This is a genomic window from Cellulosimicrobium sp. NPDC057862, assembly GCF_042797035.1.
Taxonomy (GTDB): Bacteria; Actinomycetota; Actinomycetes; order Actinomycetales; family Cellulomonadaceae; genus Cellulosimicrobium.
On record NZ_JBHVMH010000010.1, the window covers coordinates 141,420 to 159,938 of the forward strand.

Here is an 18,519-nt window from a genome sequence, read left to right on the forward strand (position 1 = left end):
GCGTCGTGCGCAGCAACCCAGCAGATCGAGGTACCCCATGCGGTTGTCCCTGACCCCTCGGGTGCGCGCCCCCCGCGCCCCCGGACGCCGGCCACAGGTCGTCGCGGCCGTCGCGACGCTCGCCGTGCTGGCCACCGGCCTCGCCGGTGCCGCGGCCGCGCAGGCCGCGACCCCCCCCGCCGCCGCCGCGACCACGGCGTGCGCGGCCCCCTGGTCCGCCACCCCGGCCTACGTGGGCGGCGCGACCGTCTCGTACGGCGGCCAGAACTACCGGGCGAAGTGGTGGACGCAGAACAACGTCCCGGGCAAGGAGCAGTACGGGCCCTGGGAGTCGCTCGGAGCGTGCGGCGACACCCCGACCGAGGAGCCCACGACCGACCCGACCACGGAACCGACCACGGACCCGACCACGGACCCGACGACGGACCCCACGACCGACCCGACCACGGACCCGGCCGCGAACCCGGACGAGAAGTGCCGTCCTGACGGCATGGCGCAGACGCCGGGCGTCCGGACGCCCTACTGCGACGTGTACGACGAGAGCGGGCGCGAGAAGCTGCCGAACGACCTCGACCGCCGCGTCATCGGCTACTTCTCGAGCTGGCGGACCGGCGCGAACGGTCAGCCGCGCTACCTCGCGAGCGACATCCCCTGGGACAAGCTCTCCCACATCAACTACGCGTTCGCGCACATCGACGGGAACGACAAGGTCTCGGTGAACGCCGGCGCGGCGGGCAACGCGGCGACGGACATGACGTGGCCGGGCGTCGCGGGCGCGGAGATGGACCCGACGCTCGACTACACGGGCCACTTCAACCTGCTGGCGAAGTACAAGAAGGCCAACCCGGGCGTCAAGGTCATCCCCGCCGTGGGCGGCTGGGCCGAGACGGGCGGCTACTTCGACGCGAGCGGCAAGCGCGTCGCGTCCGGCGGCTTCTACACGATGACGGAGTCGCAGGCCCGGATCGACACCTTCGCCGACTCGGTCGTCGACTTCGTCCGCGAGTACGGGTTCGACGGCATCGACATCGACTACGAGTACCCGACGTCGAACAACCAGGCCGGCAACCCGGACGACTTCCAGATCTCCGACAAGCGCCGCGGGCAGCTCTTCCAGGGCTACGTGAACCTCATGAGGACGCTGCGCGAGAAGCTCGACGCGGCGGGCGCGCAGGACGGCGAGTACTACATGCTCACCACCGCGACGCCGTCGTCGGGCTGGCTGCTGCGCGGCATGGAGGTCTACCAGGTCACGCAGTACACGGACTACGTCAACATGATGACGTACGACCTGCACGGCGCCTGGAACGAGTACGTGGGCGGCAACGGCGCCCTGTTCGACGACGGCAAGGACCCCGAGCTCGCGGCCGGCGGTGTGTACAGCGCGTACAAGGGCATCGGCTACCTCAACGGCGACTGGGCCTCGCACTACTTCCGGGGCGCCATGCAGTCCGGTCGCATCAACCTGGGCGTGCCGTTCTACACGCGCGGCTTCCAGAACGTCCAGGGCGGCACCTACGGCATGGGCGGCACCGCGAAGGCGCCGGCCGGGTTCCTCTGCCCGGCGGGCACCAACAACAAGTGCGGCTACGGCGCGGAGGGCATCGACAACCTCTGGTACGACAGCGACCCGCAGGGCAACGCGGTCCCGGCCGGCGTCAACCCGATGTGGCACGTGCTGAACCTCGAGAAGGGCGTCACGGGCGACTACGTCTCCGCGTACGGCGTCACGGACACGATCCAGGGCACGTACGAGCGCCACTTCGACCCGGTCACCAAGAACGAGTGGTGGTGGAACGCGCAGACGAAGACGTTCCTTTCCGGTGACTCGACCGAGGCGATCGCCGCCAAGGCGGACTACGTCGCGGACACGGGCCTCGGTGGCCTGATGATCTGGGAGCTCGCGGGCGACTTCGGCTACGACCAGGCGAAGGGCCAGTACGAGATCGGCAGCACGCTCGTCGACCTCATGCACAGCAAGCTCTCGGCCACGACGCCCTACGGCGCGTCCAAGGCGAACGCCGACCGGACGATGCCGACGCAGGCGCTCGACGTCGACATCCGGTACACGGAGTTCGCGCTCGGCGACAACAACTACCCGATCTCGCCCAAGGTCGTCTTCACCAACGACGGTGCGAAGGACATCCCGGCCGGCGCGACGATCTCGTTCCAGTACGGCACGACCGACCCGGGCGAGATGAGCGACTGGAGCGGCTTCAAGACCACGGTCACCGCGAAGGGCCACACCGGCGACAACGTGGGCGGCCTCGACGGCGACTTCCACACCGTGCAGTTCACGGTCCCGACGGGGGGCATCCCGGCGGGCGGCTCGATCACGAACCAGCTCAAGTGGTCGATGCCGGCCGCCCAGTTCTCCAACGTGATCGTCACGGTCGACGGCGTGGACTACGCCACGACGTACGACCACCCGCGCGGCGTGACCGTCGTCGACCTCCCGGGCTCCGGGGGAGGCGAGGGCCCGGGCGGCCCCGGCACCGGAACGGGTGAGTGCACCGCGGCGGCCTGGGTCGCAGGCACGGCCTACAGCGGCGGCGCGGTCGTGAGCCACGGCGGCCACGAGTGGACGGCGCGCTACTGGACCCAGAACGACACCCCCGGCGCCTCGGCGTGGGGTCCGTGGGCCGACGGCGGCGCGTGCTGACGCGCCACCGACGTCCCTGAGGAGGTCCCGCCTCGGTGGCTCGCGGGTACGGGGAATCCCGTACCCGCGAGCCGCCATCGTGTGGGTCTCACGCATCTCGATCCGCGTTCGCGCTCGCTAGCGTGACAAGACCGACGAGGTCTCCGCAGCTCCCCCCAGTGGGCTGCGGGGACCTCCGACCGTGAAAGGCGACCATCGTGCACGTGCACCATCGAACGACCCGTTTCTCCCTCTCCCTGGCGGTCGTCGCGCTCGGCGGCGTGCTCCTTGCCGGGTGCACGGGGGCCTCCGAGCCCGACGCGACCGCCGACGGAGGCTCGGGCCCGGCCACGGCCGAGGACCACGGCGCGCACGGCGCCCACGCCGACGAGGGCAAGGTCCCGGTCGGCCCCCTCCAGCTCCCGGCCGCCGAGTACTGGTCCGTGCTCCAGCCCGCCGACGGCGTCACGCAGGTCCGCTCCGGCGGGTGCCCCGAGGACGCCGTCTGCCCCAGCTTCGAGATCCTCACCGGAGCGGGCCTCGACGGCATCGACCCGGCCGCGGCCCACGTGCCCGACGGCGCCACGTGCCCGGGTACCGACGCGCTCGCCGCCAGCGCGGTCGGGGAGGCGTCGGAGTCGGAGGTCGAGGTCGCCGGCACGCCCGCCACCCTGGCGCGCTGGACGCTCTCGTGCGTCGACGCGTCCGGCGCCGAGGTGCGCACCGTCGAGCAGCTCCAGTGGTACGTCCCGGACGCCCCCGGCGGTGCGGTGCTCGTCGTCGACCGCTGGGCCTTCGAGGGTCTGGAGTCGCGCCTGGCGGCCGGCGGCTGGGCGGCTGCCTGACCGATCGGTCCCCGTCCGGGTCGCCGCTGTCGTGGCCCGGACGGACGAAGGCCTCGCACCCTGACGGGTGCGAGGCCTTCGTCGTGCGTGCGGTGCCCGGTCAGCCCTTGCGGGTCCGGCGCGTCAGCAGGACGATCGCCGCGCCGACCACGGCCAGCCCGGCGGCGATCGCGGCGTAGAGGCCGACCGTCGCGCCGGTCTCCGCGAGCGTCGGGTTCTGGCTCCCGGCGACAGGGTTGTCGACCGGCGTCACGCCGGGGAAGCAGTTGCTCGTGTCCTGCGGGTACGTCACGGGGACGGTCACCTCGGGGTTCACGGCGAACGTCAGGTCCACGGTGCCCGTGGCCCAGCCGTGGGTCGCGGTGTTGATCCACATGTTGTTCACGAGCTCCCAGCCCTCGTCGGCCGGCAGGTCCACGAAGCGCTCGGGGTACGCACCGGGCCACAGCACCCGTCCGCTGAGGGGGAGGTCGGCCATGACCTCGTCCTCGCCGTCCGGGTTGTGCCACGTCAGCGTCGCCGTCGTGTTCGGCGTGCCGGTGACCGAGACGCCGTAGTCGAGGTAGGAGACGCCCTCGACGCAGACGGGCGTGAGCACGTCGACCTTGATCGTCGGCTCGGGCGTGCCGGGCGGGTTCGTCGCGCACTCCGGGGTCGACGGCGGGTAGGCCACGACGGTCTCGGCCGTCGGGTTGACCTCGAAGACCACCGTCACGCCTGCGCGCACCCAGTCGAACTCGTCGCCGACGACCCACTCGCCGTCCACGAGGCTCCAGCCGGGCCAGTCGACGGGGTTGCCCGCGCCGTCGACCTCCGCGCCGGGCCACAGCACGCGGCCGTCGAGGGGCAGGCCGGACTGGACCACGTCGTCACCGTCCGGGTTGACCCACGTGATCGTCAGCGGGTTCGTCTCGTCGTTCTCGTAGTCGTCAGGGAGCTCGAAGACGTAGTCGAGGTAGGGGACGTCGCCGTCGCACACCGGGGAGGCCACGGTGATCTCCGGGACGTACGTCTCGGGGTCGGCGGTGGCCGCGCTCGCGGAGGTCGCGACGACGGGGACGGTCAGGAGCGCGGCGACGGCCGAGAGCGCTCCGACGAGCACCGCCCGTCCCGCGCTGCGCGAACCCTTCGAGGTACGCATGGCTTCTTCACCCGTCTCGGTTCAGGGATTGTGGAGTTCCGGTACACAGAGAGCCCCGGAGTGCGGTCCGTGATGCATCGTGCGTCGCGGGCCGGTGGCACGGGTCGAGCGACAGGCGCCCAGAATAGCGAGGATCAGGACCCGAACTGGACGGTCGTCCGGGTGAATTGTGGTCACCAGGACCATCGTTATCGCGCCGTGATCCTGCACGTGTTCCGGCAGGTGAACCGGCGCCGCCCGAGGGCGGTGCCGCCGGCGTCCGGCAGGACGCCGCGTCGGGTCACCCGCACGCGGCGACCGCGACCGCGGCGAGGCCGGGCGTCGACACCGTCGGGGTCGTCCACACGTCGATCGTGCCGTCGGCGCCCGGGTGGTCCTGCGTGCCGGTCGAGGTCACGGTGAACGAGACCGTCGTGCCCTGTCCCGGCGCGAGCTCGACGGGGAGCGAGGACGCGCGCCGGCCACCCACCTCCGCGACGAGCGCTCCCGTCGGTGCCCCGCCCACCCGGACGGTGCCGACCTCGCCGCCGCGCGGCGGGTAGAGGACGACCACCGTGCGCACGTTCCCCGGGGTGACGCCCGAGATGCCGCCGCCGGTGACGTACCAGGGCAGGCTCGTCCCGGCGTCGGCCGGCGCCGTGGACGTGAGCGCGGCGCTGAAGGTGTCGACGCGCCCGCCGTCGGTGCACACGCTCCCGGTGAGCCGGACGTCCGTGTCGAGGTAGTAGCCCATCTTGCCGCCCGTGGCGTCGTTGAGGAACACGCCGACGGAGCTCGCCGCGCGGTCGGCGGTGTCGATGTCGCCCGCGACGACCGTCCCCGCCAGGCGGGCCTGCTCGTCGGGGCGCGCGGACCAGAGGAGCACGCGGTGCTCGTCCGCGCCGCGGGCGAGGGCGTCGCGCGCGAGGCCGGGGTCCGCGGCGCCGGCGAGGAAGGTCGCGAGGACGGTCGACGCGACGGAGGCGAAGAACGCGTCCGTCTGCTCTCCGGGCTCGAGCTCGGCATAGGCGTCCGAGAGGAGGACCTCGACGACGTTGCCCGCGTCGAGCGCGACGGTCTCGTCGCCGAACGGCACGTCGATCCCCCCGGTGGCCTCGAGCAGGTAGGACAGCGCGACCGGGTCGATCGCCGCCACGCCGTCCACCGTCTCGCCCTGCGACTGCTCCCACATGGCCGCCGTGAGCTCCGCGGTCGTGGGGAAGTCGGGCGTGAGCGGGGTGTCCTGCACGTACCGGGCGACGCGGTCCGTGAAGAGCTGCTCGACCCCGGGCTCCAGCGGGAGGACGGGCTCGGCGAACGGCGGGACGTCGGCCGTCGACGCCTGGCGCTCCAGCGAGAGGGCGCCGTCGTCGACCGAGAGGACCGCGAGCGCTCCGGGGATGCCGCCGCCGGCGCGCAGCTCCGCGCTGTTCAACGAGACCAGGAGGTACCGGCGTGGCCCGTCGGCACCGAGCATGGCGGGGCCGAGCGCGGTGAGGCGGTTGGCGGTGCGCACGACGGGGCGCAGGTCGTCCGTCCGGGCGACGAGCGTCGCGTACGGCTCCGCGATCTCCTGGTGCAGGGCGGTGGGGTCGACGCGGGCGAGACGGGCGTCGATGTCGTCGAACACGTCCGCGGCGCGCGCGACCGCCGGCGCGGCGTCGACGAGCGGGGCGAGGTCGACGCCGCCGTCCGCGATCGTCACGCTGTCGCCCTCGACCGCGCCGAGCGCCTGCGTGAGCGAGGGCAGGACGACCGCCGCGAGGTCGTCCACGGTCGCGGCCGCGGCGGAGAACGCCCGGACGTCCTGGCCGTACACGGGGAGGTGCGCGGCCAGGGACCACAGCGGGCCGTCCGAGCTCGCGCGCGCGGTCGCGGTGAAGGGCTGGACCCGGTCCAGGGCGGCCTCCGCGGAGTCCACGTCGCCGGCGCGCAGCGCCTCCTCGGCCGCGGGGACCTCGTCGAGCGCGCGGGTCAGCGCGTCGCGCGCGGCGAGGGCGTCGCGAGCGAGCAGCGCGACGCACGCCACGAGGAGCACGGCCAGCAGGATCAAGCCCCAGCCCAACCAGGACGCCCAGTGCCGACGTCGTCGACCGCCCGTGTGGCGCGGCGGCGAGTCGGCCGGCTCCGTCGTCGTCATGCCCCACAGCGTAGGTGCTGGGCGGTGGCAGGATCGGTGCCGTCGCGGGTGAGGTTCGGGTGAAGGATGCGCCGTGCAAGGAACGGACCCCCCGGGACACAGAGCGGTTGACAGCCCGACCCCGCCGACGAGGAGCCGCCGTGACGACCGACGAGGGCCACGCCGTCGATGCCGACGCCGCCGTCCACGACGAGACCTGGTTCGCCGCGCTCTTCGCCGCGCACGCGACGCCGCTCTACCGCTACTTCCGCCGTCGGCTTCCGAGCGCCGCCGGCTCCGTCGGACCCGACGCCGACGACCTCACGGCCGAGGTCCTCGCGACGGCCTGGCGGCGCCGCGCGGACGTGCCCGACGGTGCCGAGCTCCCCTGGCTGTACCGCACCGCGGGTTTCGTCCTCGCCAACCACCGGCGCAAGGCGCGGGCGGTGCCGGTCGCCGAGGTGCCGGACCGTGGTGACGACGGCGCGGACGTCGAGCACGTCGTCGTGCAGGACGACGAGGTCCGGCGCGCACTGAGCGCGCTGTCGGTCCGCGACCGGCGCATCCTCCTCCTGCACGCGTGGGAGGGCCTGGGTGGCGAGGACCTGGCGGCGGTCCTCGGCACGTCGCGCGGGGGCGCCGACGCCGCGCTCTCGCGGGCGCGGGCGCGGTTGCGCACCGCGTGGGCGGAGCAGTCGGCCCTCGCGCAAGAGTCGGGCGCCTGAGCACACATCACGGGTAGACCCGACCGGCCGCGCCCCGCGGCACGGCTCCGGCAGTACCTGGAGGGCGACATGACCACCCACACCCCCGACCAGCCCGACGACGCCGACCTCGCGCGCCTCCGCGCCGCCGACCCGGCCGCGAGCGCCGCGCCGGACACCGGCGCACTGGAGGCCGCGGTCCGTGACCGCGTCCCCGAGGCGTTCGCCGCCGGGGCGGCGGCCGGTGCGTCCGACGGCGCCCCGCTCTCCGGGCCCGAGGGCCCGACGGCGACGCTCGTCGACGAGCTGGCCGAACGACGAGCTCGACGGCTCCGCCGACGTGCGCCGCTCCAGGTGGCGGCGGCCGTCGCGGGGGTGCTCGTCGTCGGAGCGGGCGGCTACGCGCTCGGCGCCGGAGCGGTCGGGGCGGCGCCGGCCGGCGACTCGGCCGTGGAGTCGACCGCGCTCGCGCCGATCCAGCTCGGCGCAGCCGACTCGCCCGCCGCAGGGGACACCGCCGGCGGGGCGCAGGAGAGCCTGGCCGCCGGGTCGCGCGCGACGGCCGACATGGCCTACCCGGGGTTCTGGGGCGGCCGCACGGTGTTCCACCAGGACGGTCTCTCCACGCAGGGGACCAGCGCGGACGCGTGGGCGTACGACGCCGCGGGCGTGTTCTCGCAGGAGACGGCGCGCCGCGTCGCGGACGCGCTGGGTGTCTCCGGCGAGGTGCGCGAGGACTACGGGTCGTACGTCGTGGGGTCGACCGACTGGACCGGGCCGACGGTCTCGCTCCAGGCCGACGGGCTCGCGAGCGTGAGCTTCAACGACCCGACGAAGGACCCGTGGGGCTGCGTCGTCGTGACGCCGATGCCGGCCGACGGCGACGAGGGCTCGGGGAGCTCCGGCGCCGAGCCGGGGGCGTGCGAGGAGTCCGACCACGGCGCGCCCCCGAGCGGTGCGGACGCCGTCGGCGCGCTCCGCGACGTGCTCGGTTCGCTCGGCCTGGACCCTGCCGGGTACGAGCTCGTGCCGGAGGAGCAGGCGGCCGACCAAGGCGGGCCGCGGTCGACGACCGCGACCGCGTACGAGGTCGTCGAGGGGCAGCGCACCGGGGCGCAGTGGAGCGCGACGTACTCCGGAGCAGGGCTCGCGTCGCTGTACGGGAGCCTCGCACCGCGCGTCGCGATCGGCGCGTACGACGTGGTGAGCCCGGCCGAGGCGGTGGACCGCCTGGGCGACCCGCGGTTCGGCGGGGGCGGCATGATCGCTCTCGCGCGGGAGGGTGCGGCCGCGCAGGCCGTGCCCGAGATCGCGCCCGCCGAGCCGGAGGCGCCGACCGTGCCGCCCACGGTCGGCGAGGGTGCCCGGTTCGCGTGGCCCGTCACGGACGTGACGATCACGGACGCGCGCCTCGGCCTCGCGGTGCAGTACCAGCCCGACGGCGCGGCGGTGCTCCTGCCCGCGTACGAGCTGTCCGACGCCGACGGCAACGTATGGTCGGTCGTGGCCGTCGTCGACGACCAGCTCGACTTCGCGCCTGCCGGCTGACCGGATCCACCGAGCGCGGCCGGGCGGTCGCCATCCGAGCGATGGCGACCACCCGGTCGCGTTTGTCGTACGCTTTTGCACGCTGCAAGCGTCCAGCCTCGCGAAAGTTGCCACGCTTTTGATTGACCATCGACAAAAGTGTGACTAGGGTCGCAGCAGACCGGGCGCCCACCGGGTCGGAGAGCGTTCACACGCCCTCGTCCGGGCGTGCGGTCCGACGATGGCAGGGAGGCCATCGTCGTCGTGCTCGGCGGCGCTCCGGCGCCCGCCGACGGGAACGGGAGCAACGATGCACCACTTCGCTTCTGACGGCTCGTCAGACCGCCCGGCTCCGGACGCGCGCACGGGGCTCTGGCTCGTCGGCGCCCGCGGCTCCGTCGCCACCACCGCGACCCTCGGCCTCGCCGCCATCGCGGACGGGCGTGCCGCGCCGACGGGGTGCGTCACGGTCTCGGAGCCCTTCGCGTCGGCCCCGCTCCCGGCGTTCGGCGACCTCGTCGTCGGCGGTCACGACATCTCCGACGTCTCGATGGTCAAGCGCGCGGAGCTCCTCGTCGAGGCCGGCATGATCGCCCCCCGCCTGCTCACCGCCGCGCACGCGGCGCTCGAGCGAGCGGACGCCGAGGTCCGCCCCGGCTACTCCGCGCACCCCGCCGAGGGCGCGCCGCGCGAGTCCCAGCAGGCCGCGGCGGAGCGGCTCGCCGCGGACATCGTCGACTTCCGCGAGCGGCACGGGCTCGCGCGCGTCGTCGTGGTCGACCTCGTGTCGACGGAGCCGCTCCCCGAGCCGGCGCCCGAGCTCTCGGACCGGGACCTCCTGCGCGCGGCGCTCGCCGACCCGGAGCGCGCGGTGCTCCCGCCGAGCTCGGTCACCGCGTACGCCGCATTGCTCGCGGGCGCCCCCTTCGCCGAGTTCACGCCGTCGGCGAGCATGCACCTGCCGGTGCTCCTCGAGCTCGCGGCCGAGCTCGGCGTCCCGGTCGCGGGCCAGGACGGCAAGACCGGCCAGACGTGGCTGCGCACGATCCTCGCGCCCGCCTTCGCGGCGCGCGGCCTGCGCGTCCTGTCCTGGGCCGGGGCCAACCTGCTCGGTGGCGGGGACGGCGCGACCCTGGCCGACCCGGAGGCCGTGCAGAGCAAGCTCGCGTCCAAGTCCCGCGGCCTCCAGGACCTCACGGGCAGCCAGGTCACCCCGCTCCACATCGACAACGTGCCGGACCTCGGCGACATCAAGGTCGCGTGGGACCACGTGCACGTCGAGGGCTTCCTCGGCTCGCGCCTCACGCTCCAGACCACGTGGTCGGCCTACGACTCCATGCTCGCGGCGCCGCTCGTGCTCGACCTCGCGCGCCTGCTCGCGCTCGCCGACGCCGCCGGGTACGGGGGTCCGGTCCCCGAGCTCGGGTTCTTCTTCAAGGACCCGTGGGGGAGCGACGTCCACGACTTCGCGGCGCAGACCGTGGCGCTCGCGGACTGGGTCCGCGAGGCGGCGGCCCGCGTCGGTGCCGCACCGGCCGACCGGCCGTGACCGGCTCCCTCCACGACCACCTGGAGCTCGTCCGCGCCCCCGCGGTCCTCTCGGTGGTCGGTGACACCCTCGCGGGCGCTGCCGCCGCCGGGCAGGCGCTCACGCCGCGCCGTGCGCTGCTCCCGCTCGCGTCCGCGTGCCTCTACGCGGGAGGCATGGCGCTCAACGACTACGCGGACCGTCACCTCGACGCGGTGGAGCGGCCCGAGCGGCCGATCCCTTCCGGGCGCATCTCCGAGGGCCGCGCGCTCCGGGTCGCGGTGGGCCTCACGGCCGCGGGCGTGGGGCTCGCCGCCGCGGGCGGGGGACCACGGGCGCTCGCGGTCGCCGTCCCGCTCGCCGCGAGCGTCTGGACGTACGACACCGTCGCCAAGGAGCACGCGGTCGGACCCGTCGTCATGGCCGCGTGCCGCGGGCTCGACGTGCTGCTGGGCGCGGGCGTCGGGCACCTGCGTGCCGCGCTGCCCGCCGCGGCGGGGATGGCGGTGCACACCGCGGGCGTCACGTTCGTGTCGCGCGGCGAGGTGCACGGCACGACGTCGTCCCTCGCCGCCGGCGTGGCCGCGGCCACCGCGGTGGGTGGGGCCGTCGTCGGCGTCGGGGCGCTGCGCCGCGGACGCTCGGCCGGTGACGGGCCAGGTCGCGCGACGCGCGTGGCGACGGCCGTCGCCGGGGTCGCCGCCGCCGGTGCGTACCTCGTGACAGCGCTGCCTCGTCAGGTGGACGCCGCGATCACGCCGTCCGCGGGCAACGCCTTCGCGGCGACGAAGGCCGGGATCCGCGCGATGCTGCCGCTCCAGGCGGCGTGGGCGGCGCGCGGCGGGAGCCTCGCATCGGTGGGCGTGCTGGCGGGCGTCGAGGTCGCGGGCCGGCTCCTGCGCCGGGCCGGGCGCGGGCGCGCCGAGATGAGCGAGACGTGAGCGCGCACGAGACCCGGCAGGTGGTGCCCTTCACGCTCGGGTACGGCACCAACGGGTTCACGGACCACCCGCTCGACGTCGCGCTCGACGTGCTCGACCACGAGGGCTACGGCGCCGTCGCGCTCACGCTCGGGTTCCCGCACCTGGACCCGTTCGCGGACGGGTGGCAGGTGGAGGTCGACGCGCTGCGTGGCCGCCTCGCCACGCTCCACGGCGGCGCGGGGATGCGCGTCGTCGTCGAGACGGGCACACGGTTCCTGCTCGACCCCTACCGCAAGCACCGGCCCACGCTCGTGGACGCCGAGGCAGACGCCCGGCTGCGCTTCCTGCGGCGGGCGGTCGAGATCGCGGCCGCGCTCGACGCGGAGTGCGTGTCCTTCTTCTCGGGCGTCCTGCCCGACGGCGCGTCCCCGGCCGAGGGCTGGTCGCTCCTGCGCGACCGCCTGCCCGGGCTCGTCGAGCACGCCCGCGACCATGGCGTGCGGCTCTCGCTCGAGCCCGAGCCGGGGATGCTCGTCGAGACCGTCGGTGACGCGCTGCGGCTGCGCGACGAGCTCGGCGGCGACGCGGGAGACCTGGCGGACCTCGGCGTGACCGTCGACGTGGGCCACTGCCTCGTCGTGGAGCCCGACGGCGTCGTGGGCGCGCTGCGCGCCGCCGCGCCGTACCTCGCGAACGTGCAGCTCGACGACATGCCCCGCACGCACCACGAGCACCGCCCGTTCGGCGAGGGCGAGATCGACCTGCCGCTCGTGCTCGCGACCCTCGTGGACGTCGGGTACACCGGCGTGGCCGCGGTCGAGCTGCCCCGCCACTCGTACGACGCCCCGGGCCTCGCACGCCGCAGCATGGCGGCGCTTCGTGACGCGCTGCCAGCGGCCGGGGACCGACGCTCCGCCGTGCCCGTGCCCGACCAGGACCAGGAACCACCCGTCTCCGACCACCCCCAGGAGGTGCCATGACCGAGCCAGCCCCCGCCGCCCCCGCGGCCCAGGACGGCGCGACCACCGAGGGCGAGCGCTGGCTCGCCGAGGCGCGCGCCGCCGTCGAGCAGGATCCCGCGGCGGTGTCGCGCGCGTTCGCGCTCGCCGGTCGCAAGGTCGGCCGCGCACCGGTCCGTCCCGGGTCCGACCCCGCCGGCGTCGTCCACGGCACCGTCGACGACGGCGCGCGCGCGACGCTCGTGGTCGCCCTCGCCGAGGCCGTCGGGCGCGGCGGGTCGGACGCCGACGCCGCGCTCGCCGCGCGCCTCGCCGACCTGTACCAGCACGGCGACACCGCCGAGCGGCGCGGCGTCCTGCGCGGGCTCGACGCGCTCACCGAGCGCGGGGCGCTCGCGGACGGCGGCTCGGAGTCCGTCGTCGCGGTCGGGCGCGACCTCGCCGCCGACGCGCTGCGCACCAACGACCAGAGCCTCGTCGCCGCGGCGGTCGGGCCGTTCGCGGCCGCGCACCTCGACGCGCACGCGTGGCGGCACGCCGTGCTCAAGCTCGTGTTCATGGGCGTGAGCCTCGACGCCGTCGCCGGCCTCGACGACCGCGCGGACGACGAGCTCGCCCGCATGGCGCGCGACTTCGCCGCCGAGCGCCGCGCCGCGGGCCGCGTCGTGCCCGACGACGTCGCCCGCCTCGCCCCTGACGTCACCACCGGGAGGACCGCCTGATGCGCATCTTCGACCCCCACATCCACATGACCAGCCGCACGACGGACGACTACGAGGCCCTGTACGCCGCGGGCGTGCGCGCGCTCGTGGAGCCGGCGTTCTGGCTCGGGCAGCCGCGCACGAACGTGGGGTCGTTCCTCGACTACTTCGACGCCCTGCTGGGCTGGGAGCGGTTCCGGGCCGCGCAGTTCGGCATCCGCCACCACGCGACGATCGCCCTCAACCCCAAGGAGGCGAACGACGCGCGCTGCCGCGAGGTGCTCGACGAGATCCCGCGCTACCTGCTCAAGGACGGCGTGGTCGCCGTCGGCGAGGTCGGGTACGACTCGATGACGCCCGAGGAGGACGAGGTGTTCTCCCGCCAGCTCCAGATGGCGCGCGACGTCGAGCTGCCGGTCCTCGTGCACACGCCGCACCGCGACAAGCTCTCGGGCACGCGCCGCACGCTCGACGTCGTGCGCGAGTCCGGGGTGCCGTCCGAGCACGTGCTCGTCGACCACCTCAACGAGACGAACGTGGCGCTCGTGCTCGATGCCGGCGCGTGGGCGGGTTTCTCCATCTACCCGGACACGAAGATGGACGAGGACCGCATGGTCGCGATCCTCCAGGAGCACGGCACCGACCGCATGATCGTCAATTCGGCTGCGGACTGGGGCCGGTCCGACCCGCTCAAGACGCTCAAGACCGGCCGCGCGATGCTCGCCGCGGGGTTCACCGAGGACGACGTCGACAAGGTGCTGTGGCGCAACCCCGTCGAGTTCTACGGGCAGTCCGGCAACCTCGTGCTCGACCCGGTGCCGGGCTTCGTCGAGGGCGACCTGCCGACGCCGGGCGTCGAGTTCGAGGGCTCGTCCGTGCTGCGCGGCGTGCGGGCCTAGCGGGCACGTCGGAAGGGCACCACCATGCTGTTGTCGTACTGCACCAACGTCCATCCCGCCGAGGACCTCGACGGGGTCGTCGAGCAGCTCGTGACCTACGCGGGTCCCGTCCGCGAGGCCGCCGGGCTCGACGTCCTCGGCGTCGGGCTCTGGATGCCCGCGACGCTCGCGCACCGGCTCGCCGGCTCGCCCGCGGACCGCGCCTGGCTGCGCGCCGTCCTCGACGAGCAGGGCCTGCAGGTCCACACGCTCAACGCGTTCCCGTACGGCGGGTTCCACGCGGACGTCGTCAAGCTCGACGTGTACACGCCCACGTGGGCGCAGCCCGAGCGGCTCGCGTACACGCTCGAGTGCGCCGAGGTGCTCGCGGACCTCCTGCCCGACGGCTCCGATACACCTGCCGGCTCGATCTCGACCCTCCCGCTCGCGTGGCGCGAGCCGTGGTCGGACGCCGACGACGACGCCGCGACGCGCGCGTTCGTCGCCCTGGGCGAGGGGCTGCGCGACCTGCGCGAGCGGACAGGGAAGGTCGTCCGGGTCGCGGTCGAGCCGGAGCCGGGCTGCGTGCTGGACACGGTCGACGACGTCGTGAGCTGGCTCGCGGCGCGGACGGGGCCGGTGGGCTCTGCCGGTTCGCCGGACGAGGGGCGGATCGACCCCGAGCACGTCGGGGTGTGCCTCGACACGTGCCACCTCGCGGTGTCGTTCGCGGACCGGCGCGCGGGGACGGCGGCCACGGTGCGCCGCATCACCGACGCCGGGCTGCGCGTGGTCAAGGTGCAGGCGTCGGCGGCGCTCCACGTGGACGACCCGTCCGACCCGGCCGCGCGCGCGGCCGTCGGCGCGTTCGCCGAGAAGCGCTACATCCACCAGGTGCGCGAGCTCACGGCGTCGGGCGACGTGCTCGCCGCCGACGACCTGCCCGATGCCCTCGGTGACGGCCCCGCGCCCGGGCCGGAGGACGCCGTCGGGCACGGGCTGCCGGGGGAGGGGCCGTGGCGCGTGCACTTCCACGTGCCGCTGCACCACGAGCCCGCAGCGCCGCTCGCGGCGACGACCGACGTCCTGCGCGACGCGGTCGAGGCGGTCCGCGCGGCCCCGCACGGCGACGAGGCGCACCTCGACGTCGAGACGTACACGTGGGCGGTGCTCCCGGAGGGCGCGGCCACCGACTCGCTCGTCGCGGGCATCGCGGCCGAGCTCCGCTGGGCCACCACCCACCTCACCGCCGACATCGACCTCACCACCAGGAGGACCGCATGAAGCCCGTGCTGCTGCTCGACGTCGTCGGGCTCACGTCGACCGCGCTCGCGCACATGCCGCGCCTGCGCCAGCTCGCCGAGAGCGGCTGGCAGTCCGAGCTCGCGACGGTGCTGCCCGCGGTGACGTGCAGCGTCCAGGCCACGATGACGACAGGGCTCAGCCCGTCGCAGCACGGGATCGTCGGGAACGGCTGGTACTTCCGCGAGCTCGGCGACGTGTACCTGTGGCGGCAGCACGCCCGGCTCGTCGAGGGCGAGAAGCTGTGGGAGGCCGCGCGCCGGACGCGCCGCGAGTACTCCTCGGCGAACGTCTGCTGGTGGTACGCCATGGGCATGACGACCGACGTCACGGTCACGCCGCGCCCGATCTACCACGCCGACGGCCGCAAGTCCCCGGACGCGTACGTGCGCCCGCCGGCGCTGCACGACGACCTCGTCGGCCGGTTCGGCGAGTTCCCCCTGTTCACGTACTGGGGCCCGACGGCGGACATCTCGTCCTCGCGGTGGATCGTCGACGCGACGCGGCACGTGCTGCGCACGCACGCCCCGGACCTCACGATGGCGTACGTCCCGCACCTCGACTACGACCTCCAGCGGTTCGGGCCGACGTCCCCGCAGGCCGACGCCGCCGCTGCCGAGCTCGACGCGACCCTCGCGCCCCTGCTCGACGACGCCGCGAACCAGGGCGTGACCGTCCTCGTGGTCTCGGAGTACGGCATCGCGGACGCCGACCGGCCCGTGCACCTCAACCGCATCCTGCGCCGCGAGGGTCTGCTCGAGGTCTACGTGCAGGACGGCAAGGAGCAGCTCGACCCGTGGGCGTCGCGCGCGTTCGCGGTCGCCGACCACCAGGTCGCGCACGTCTACCTGGGCGACCAGCACGACCCCGCGCTCCAGCGGCGCGTCACCGACCTGCTGCGCGGCGTCCCGGGCGTCGACGAGGTGCTCGACCGCGACGCGCAGGCCCGGTACGGGCTCGACCACGAGCGCTCCGGCGACCTCGTCGTCGTCGCGGAGCCCGGTGCCTGGTTCACCTACTACTTCTGGCTCGACGACGCGCGCGCACCGGAGTACGCGCGCGGCGTCGACATCCACCGCAAGCCCGGCTACGACCCCGCCGAGCTGTTCTTCGACCCCGCGGACAAGCTGGCGAAGGCGAAGGCCGGCCTCAACCTCGTGAAGAAGAAGGTGGGGCTGCGCTACGCCATGAGCACCGTCCCGCTCGACGCGTCGTACGTGAAGGGCTCGCACGGCCGCCTGCCCGACTCCTCGGCCGACACCCCGCTCGTGCTGTGCTCCGACGCCGAGGTCCCGGCGTCGGTCGCGGGGGTCGTGGAGAGCGGGAGCGGGCAGATCCCGGCGGCGGCGATCAAGGGCCTCGTGCTGGAGCTGCAGGGCCTCGGCGTCCGGGTCTGACCAGGGAGGACGTCGGGTCTCTACCGGGCGAGGCGCTCGTCGAGCCAGTCGAACATGCGCTGCTCGGTGAGGGCGCGGGCGAGGGGCTGGCAGTGCCCGCTCGCGCCCTCGTCGTCGCTGAAGGCGACGAGCGTGGCGCCCGGCACGAGCTCGGCGAGGCGTTCCGACTGTCCGGGCCAGAACTGCTCGTCCTCGGGGCTCGTGACGAGCAGCGGGGTCGTGACCTGCCCGGCGACGTCGGAGGCGTCGTACCGGCGGACCTCGCGCAGTGTCGCGGCGTACCCGTCGACGCCGTACGGCCGCGCGCGGAAGCGCCAGGTCCGCGCGGTGCCCTTCGAGAGGCGCATCCCCAGCCCCATGTCCCGGTCGAAGGCGTGATCGTCGCCCTTGTCGAGCAGCTTGAGCAGGCTCTTCGGCACCTCGCGCTCCCACGACGTCGCGACGGTGACCACGCCCGGGTCGACGACGGCCGCCGCCGGGCGGTGCTCGAACGCGAGCGCGCGCGTGACCCAGTAGCCGGCCTGGCTGATCCCGTACACCGCGACGCGTTCGGCATCGACGTCGGGCCGGGCGACGACGGCGTCGAGCACGGGCGTGAGGACCGCCTCGAAGTCGGGGCGGAACGGGACGCCGTGCTCGAAGAGCATCGACTGCTGGCCGGGGCCGTCGAACACGAGGGCGTGGTACCCCCGGCGCAGGGCCCCGGACACGCACGCGGACCAGAGCGCCGTCGTCGAGCCGTCCGAGCCGTTGACGGCGACGAGCGTGGGCCGTGCCTCGTCGGAGGAGCCCGGCGCCCGGAAGAACCACCCGGGGAGCGTGGCGCCAGCGGAGGGGAGGTCGACGCGCTCGACCTCGAGGTCGACGAGGTCGACCCAACGGTCCCACGCGGCGCGGTGCTTGCGGAACGTCGGCAGGAGCGGGGCGTCGTCGTCGAGCGCCGAGACGGCGTTCACCGCGACGGCGAAGTACGCGGACGCGCGCAGAGCCGCCGACGCGCCGCTGACGCGGTGCCCGGCCGCGGCCGACGACTCTCCCAGGGCGGCGACCCGGTCGCCGAGCGCATCCCAGGCGTGGAACCACGCGCGGTGGTCCGTCCCGACGTCGGCGACGGCGGCGAGGACCTCGCCCACGTCCGCGGCGCCCGAGAAGGCGCCGCCGAGGACCGTGCGGATCTCGTAGTCGAAGTCGGCGTCGTGGGAGAACCGTCCGGAGAGGATGCTCCGGTGCGTGCCGTGTCCCGGCATGGTGGCCCCCTGCGTTCGTCGGACGGGTAAGGGAACCTCCCCAGGGTAGGAGCAACCCCGGTCTCACCGCGCGGGGTGGCTCACCCCTTGACGTGATGGCCGGCCCCTGCGGCCGAGGTTGACACGCGGGAGGAGTGGGCGAGGATCGTGACGACGACCAGGAGACAGGAGCGAGTCGCCCATGACGACCCCAGTCGACCACGACGCCTACATCGCCGCCGCACCCGGGACCTTCCGTCCGTCCCTGACCCGGCTGCGCACGATCCTGTCCCGCGTCCTGCCGGAGGCGGACGAGATCGTGGCCTACGACATGCCGGGGTTCAGCATCGGCGGCTCGGTCGTCGCGAGCTACGCGGCGTTCAGCCGGCAGTGCGGCCTGTACCTCCTCCCGGAGGCCGTCGCCGAGCACGCCGACGAGATCGCGGCCTCCGGTCTCAGGTCGACCAGGACCGGTATCACCTTCACGCCGAGCAGGCCGATCCCGGACGACCTCGTCGAGCGGCTGGTGCGGTCGTCGCGGGACGCTGCCGCGGCCTAGGTGTACTGACCCAGCAGGTTGTTGACGTAGCGAGAGACCTCCGGGTCGAGTGGGAGCTGTCTAGGAACCCGGCTCGCACCAACGGAGGTC

At 74.4% G+C, this 18,519-nt stretch carries 16 protein-coding genes and 1 pseudogene; 13 read left to right on the forward strand and 4 right to left on the reverse strand.

Annotated features, from left to right (window positions below; genetic code table 11):
• Positions 1–37: 37 nt before the first annotated feature.
• Positions 38–316 (forward strand): annotated as a pseudogene (locus ACFVN3_RS14030) (carbohydrate-binding protein); the annotation flags it as partial.
• On the opposite strand, the gene ACFVN3_RS14035 reads toward ACFVN3_RS14030, so the two are convergent.
• The gene (locus ACFVN3_RS14035; protein WP_378233518.1) at positions 268–492 is read right to left on the reverse strand and encodes a glycine zipper domain-containing protein; all 225 of its coding nucleotides are present in this window, start codon (positions 490–492) and stop codon (positions 268–270) included. The pseudogene ACFVN3_RS14030 and the gene ACFVN3_RS14035 sit on opposite strands and share 49 nt — an antisense overlap.
• Here ACFVN3_RS14035 and ACFVN3_RS14040 point away from each other — a divergent pair.
• Positions 491–2,662, forward strand: a complete 2,172-nt coding sequence (locus tag ACFVN3_RS14040; protein ID WP_378233519.1) for a glycosyl hydrolase family 18 protein — start codon at positions 491–493, stop codon at positions 2,660–2,662. The two genes, ACFVN3_RS14035 and ACFVN3_RS14040, sit on opposite strands and share 2 nt — an antisense overlap.
• Before the next feature lie 203 nt (positions 2,663–2,865).
• Positions 2,866–3,486 (forward strand): hypothetical protein, encoded by a 621-nt coding sequence (locus tag ACFVN3_RS14045; protein WP_378233496.1) that lies wholly within the window; start codon positions 2,866–2,868, stop codon positions 3,484–3,486.
• Positions 3,487–3,586: 100 nt separating this feature from the next.
• Here the strand turns inward: ACFVN3_RS14045 and ACFVN3_RS14050 are convergent, their stop codons facing one another.
• The gene (locus ACFVN3_RS14050) at positions 3,587–4,627 is read right to left on the reverse strand and encodes a hypothetical protein (RefSeq protein WP_378233498.1); all 1,041 of its coding nucleotides are present in this window, start codon (positions 4,625–4,627) and stop codon (positions 3,587–3,589) included.
• A gap of 280 nt (positions 4,628–4,907) precedes the next feature.
• On the reverse strand, positions 4,908–6,746 hold the full coding sequence (locus tag ACFVN3_RS14055; RefSeq protein WP_378233499.1) for a DUF4012 domain-containing protein: 1,839 nt from the start codon (positions 6,744–6,746) through the stop codon (positions 4,908–4,910).
• A gap of 140 nt (positions 6,747–6,886) precedes the next feature.
• On the opposite strand from ACFVN3_RS14055, the gene ACFVN3_RS14060 reads away from it, so the two are divergent.
• The 9 genes from ACFVN3_RS14060 to ACFVN3_RS14100 all read left to right on the forward strand — a co-directional run bounded on the left by ACFVN3_RS14060 (position 6,887) and on the right by ACFVN3_RS14100 (position 16,644).
• The gene (locus ACFVN3_RS14060) at positions 6,887–7,450 is read left to right on the forward strand and encodes an RNA polymerase sigma factor (protein WP_378233500.1); all 564 of its coding nucleotides are present in this window, start codon (positions 6,887–6,889) and stop codon (positions 7,448–7,450) included.
• Between the two features lie 69 nt (positions 7,451–7,519).
• Positions 7,520–8,977, forward strand: coding sequence for a hypothetical protein (locus tag ACFVN3_RS14065; RefSeq protein ID WP_378233501.1), 1,458 nt, complete (start codon positions 7,520–7,522; stop codon positions 8,975–8,977).
• A gap of 289 nt (positions 8,978–9,266) precedes the next feature.
• Positions 9,267–10,505 carry an inositol-3-phosphate synthase gene (locus ACFVN3_RS14070; protein ID WP_378233502.1) on the forward strand — a complete coding sequence of 413 codons (1,239 nt, stop codon included), beginning with the start codon at positions 9,267–9,269 and terminating at the stop codon, positions 10,503–10,505.
• Positions 10,502–11,425 carry an SCO3242 family prenyltransferase gene (locus ACFVN3_RS14075; protein WP_378233503.1) on the forward strand — a complete coding sequence of 308 codons (924 nt, stop codon included), beginning with the start codon at positions 10,502–10,504 and terminating at the stop codon, positions 11,423–11,425. The genes ACFVN3_RS14070 and ACFVN3_RS14075 overlap by 4 nt, the downstream gene beginning before the upstream one ends.
• Positions 11,422–12,387 carry a sugar phosphate isomerase/epimerase family protein gene (locus ACFVN3_RS14080; RefSeq protein ID WP_378233504.1) on the forward strand — a complete coding sequence of 322 codons (966 nt, stop codon included), beginning with the start codon at positions 11,422–11,424 and terminating at the stop codon, positions 12,385–12,387. The genes ACFVN3_RS14075 and ACFVN3_RS14080 overlap by 4 nt, the downstream gene beginning before the upstream one ends.
• On the forward strand, positions 12,384–13,088 hold the full coding sequence (locus ACFVN3_RS14085) for an EboA domain-containing protein (protein ID WP_378233505.1): 705 nt from the start codon (positions 12,384–12,386) through the stop codon (positions 13,086–13,088). Before ACFVN3_RS14080 ends, ACFVN3_RS14085 begins: the two co-directional genes overlap by 4 nt.
• Positions 13,088–13,966, forward strand: a complete 879-nt coding sequence (locus ACFVN3_RS14090) for a TatD family hydrolase (protein WP_378233506.1) — start codon at positions 13,088–13,090, stop codon at positions 13,964–13,966. Before ACFVN3_RS14085 ends, ACFVN3_RS14090 begins: the two co-directional genes overlap by 1 nt.
• A gap of 24 nt (positions 13,967–13,990) precedes the next feature.
• Positions 13,991–15,229, forward strand: coding sequence for a metabolite traffic protein EboE (gene eboE / locus ACFVN3_RS14095; RefSeq protein ID WP_378233507.1), 1,239 nt, complete (start codon positions 13,991–13,993; stop codon positions 15,227–15,229).
• The gene (locus ACFVN3_RS14100; protein ID WP_378233508.1) at positions 15,226–16,644 is read left to right on the forward strand and encodes an alkaline phosphatase family protein; all 1,419 of its coding nucleotides are present in this window, start codon (positions 15,226–15,228) and stop codon (positions 16,642–16,644) included. Before eboE ends, ACFVN3_RS14100 begins: the two co-directional genes overlap by 4 nt.
• A gap of 20 nt (positions 16,645–16,664) precedes the next feature.
• On the opposite strand, the gene ACFVN3_RS14105 is transcribed toward ACFVN3_RS14100, so the two are convergent.
• The gene (locus ACFVN3_RS14105) at positions 16,665–17,891 is read right to left on the reverse strand and encodes an alpha/beta hydrolase family protein (protein WP_378233509.1); all 1,227 of its coding nucleotides are present in this window, start codon (positions 17,889–17,891) and stop codon (positions 16,665–16,667) included.
• A gap of 181 nt (positions 17,892–18,072) precedes the next feature.
• On the opposite strand from ACFVN3_RS14105, the gene ACFVN3_RS14110 reads away from it, so the two are divergent.
• Positions 18,073–18,429, forward strand: coding sequence for an iron chaperone (locus ACFVN3_RS14110; protein ID WP_378233510.1), 357 nt, complete (start codon positions 18,073–18,075; stop codon positions 18,427–18,429).
• Positions 18,430–18,519: the final 90 nt, after the last annotated feature.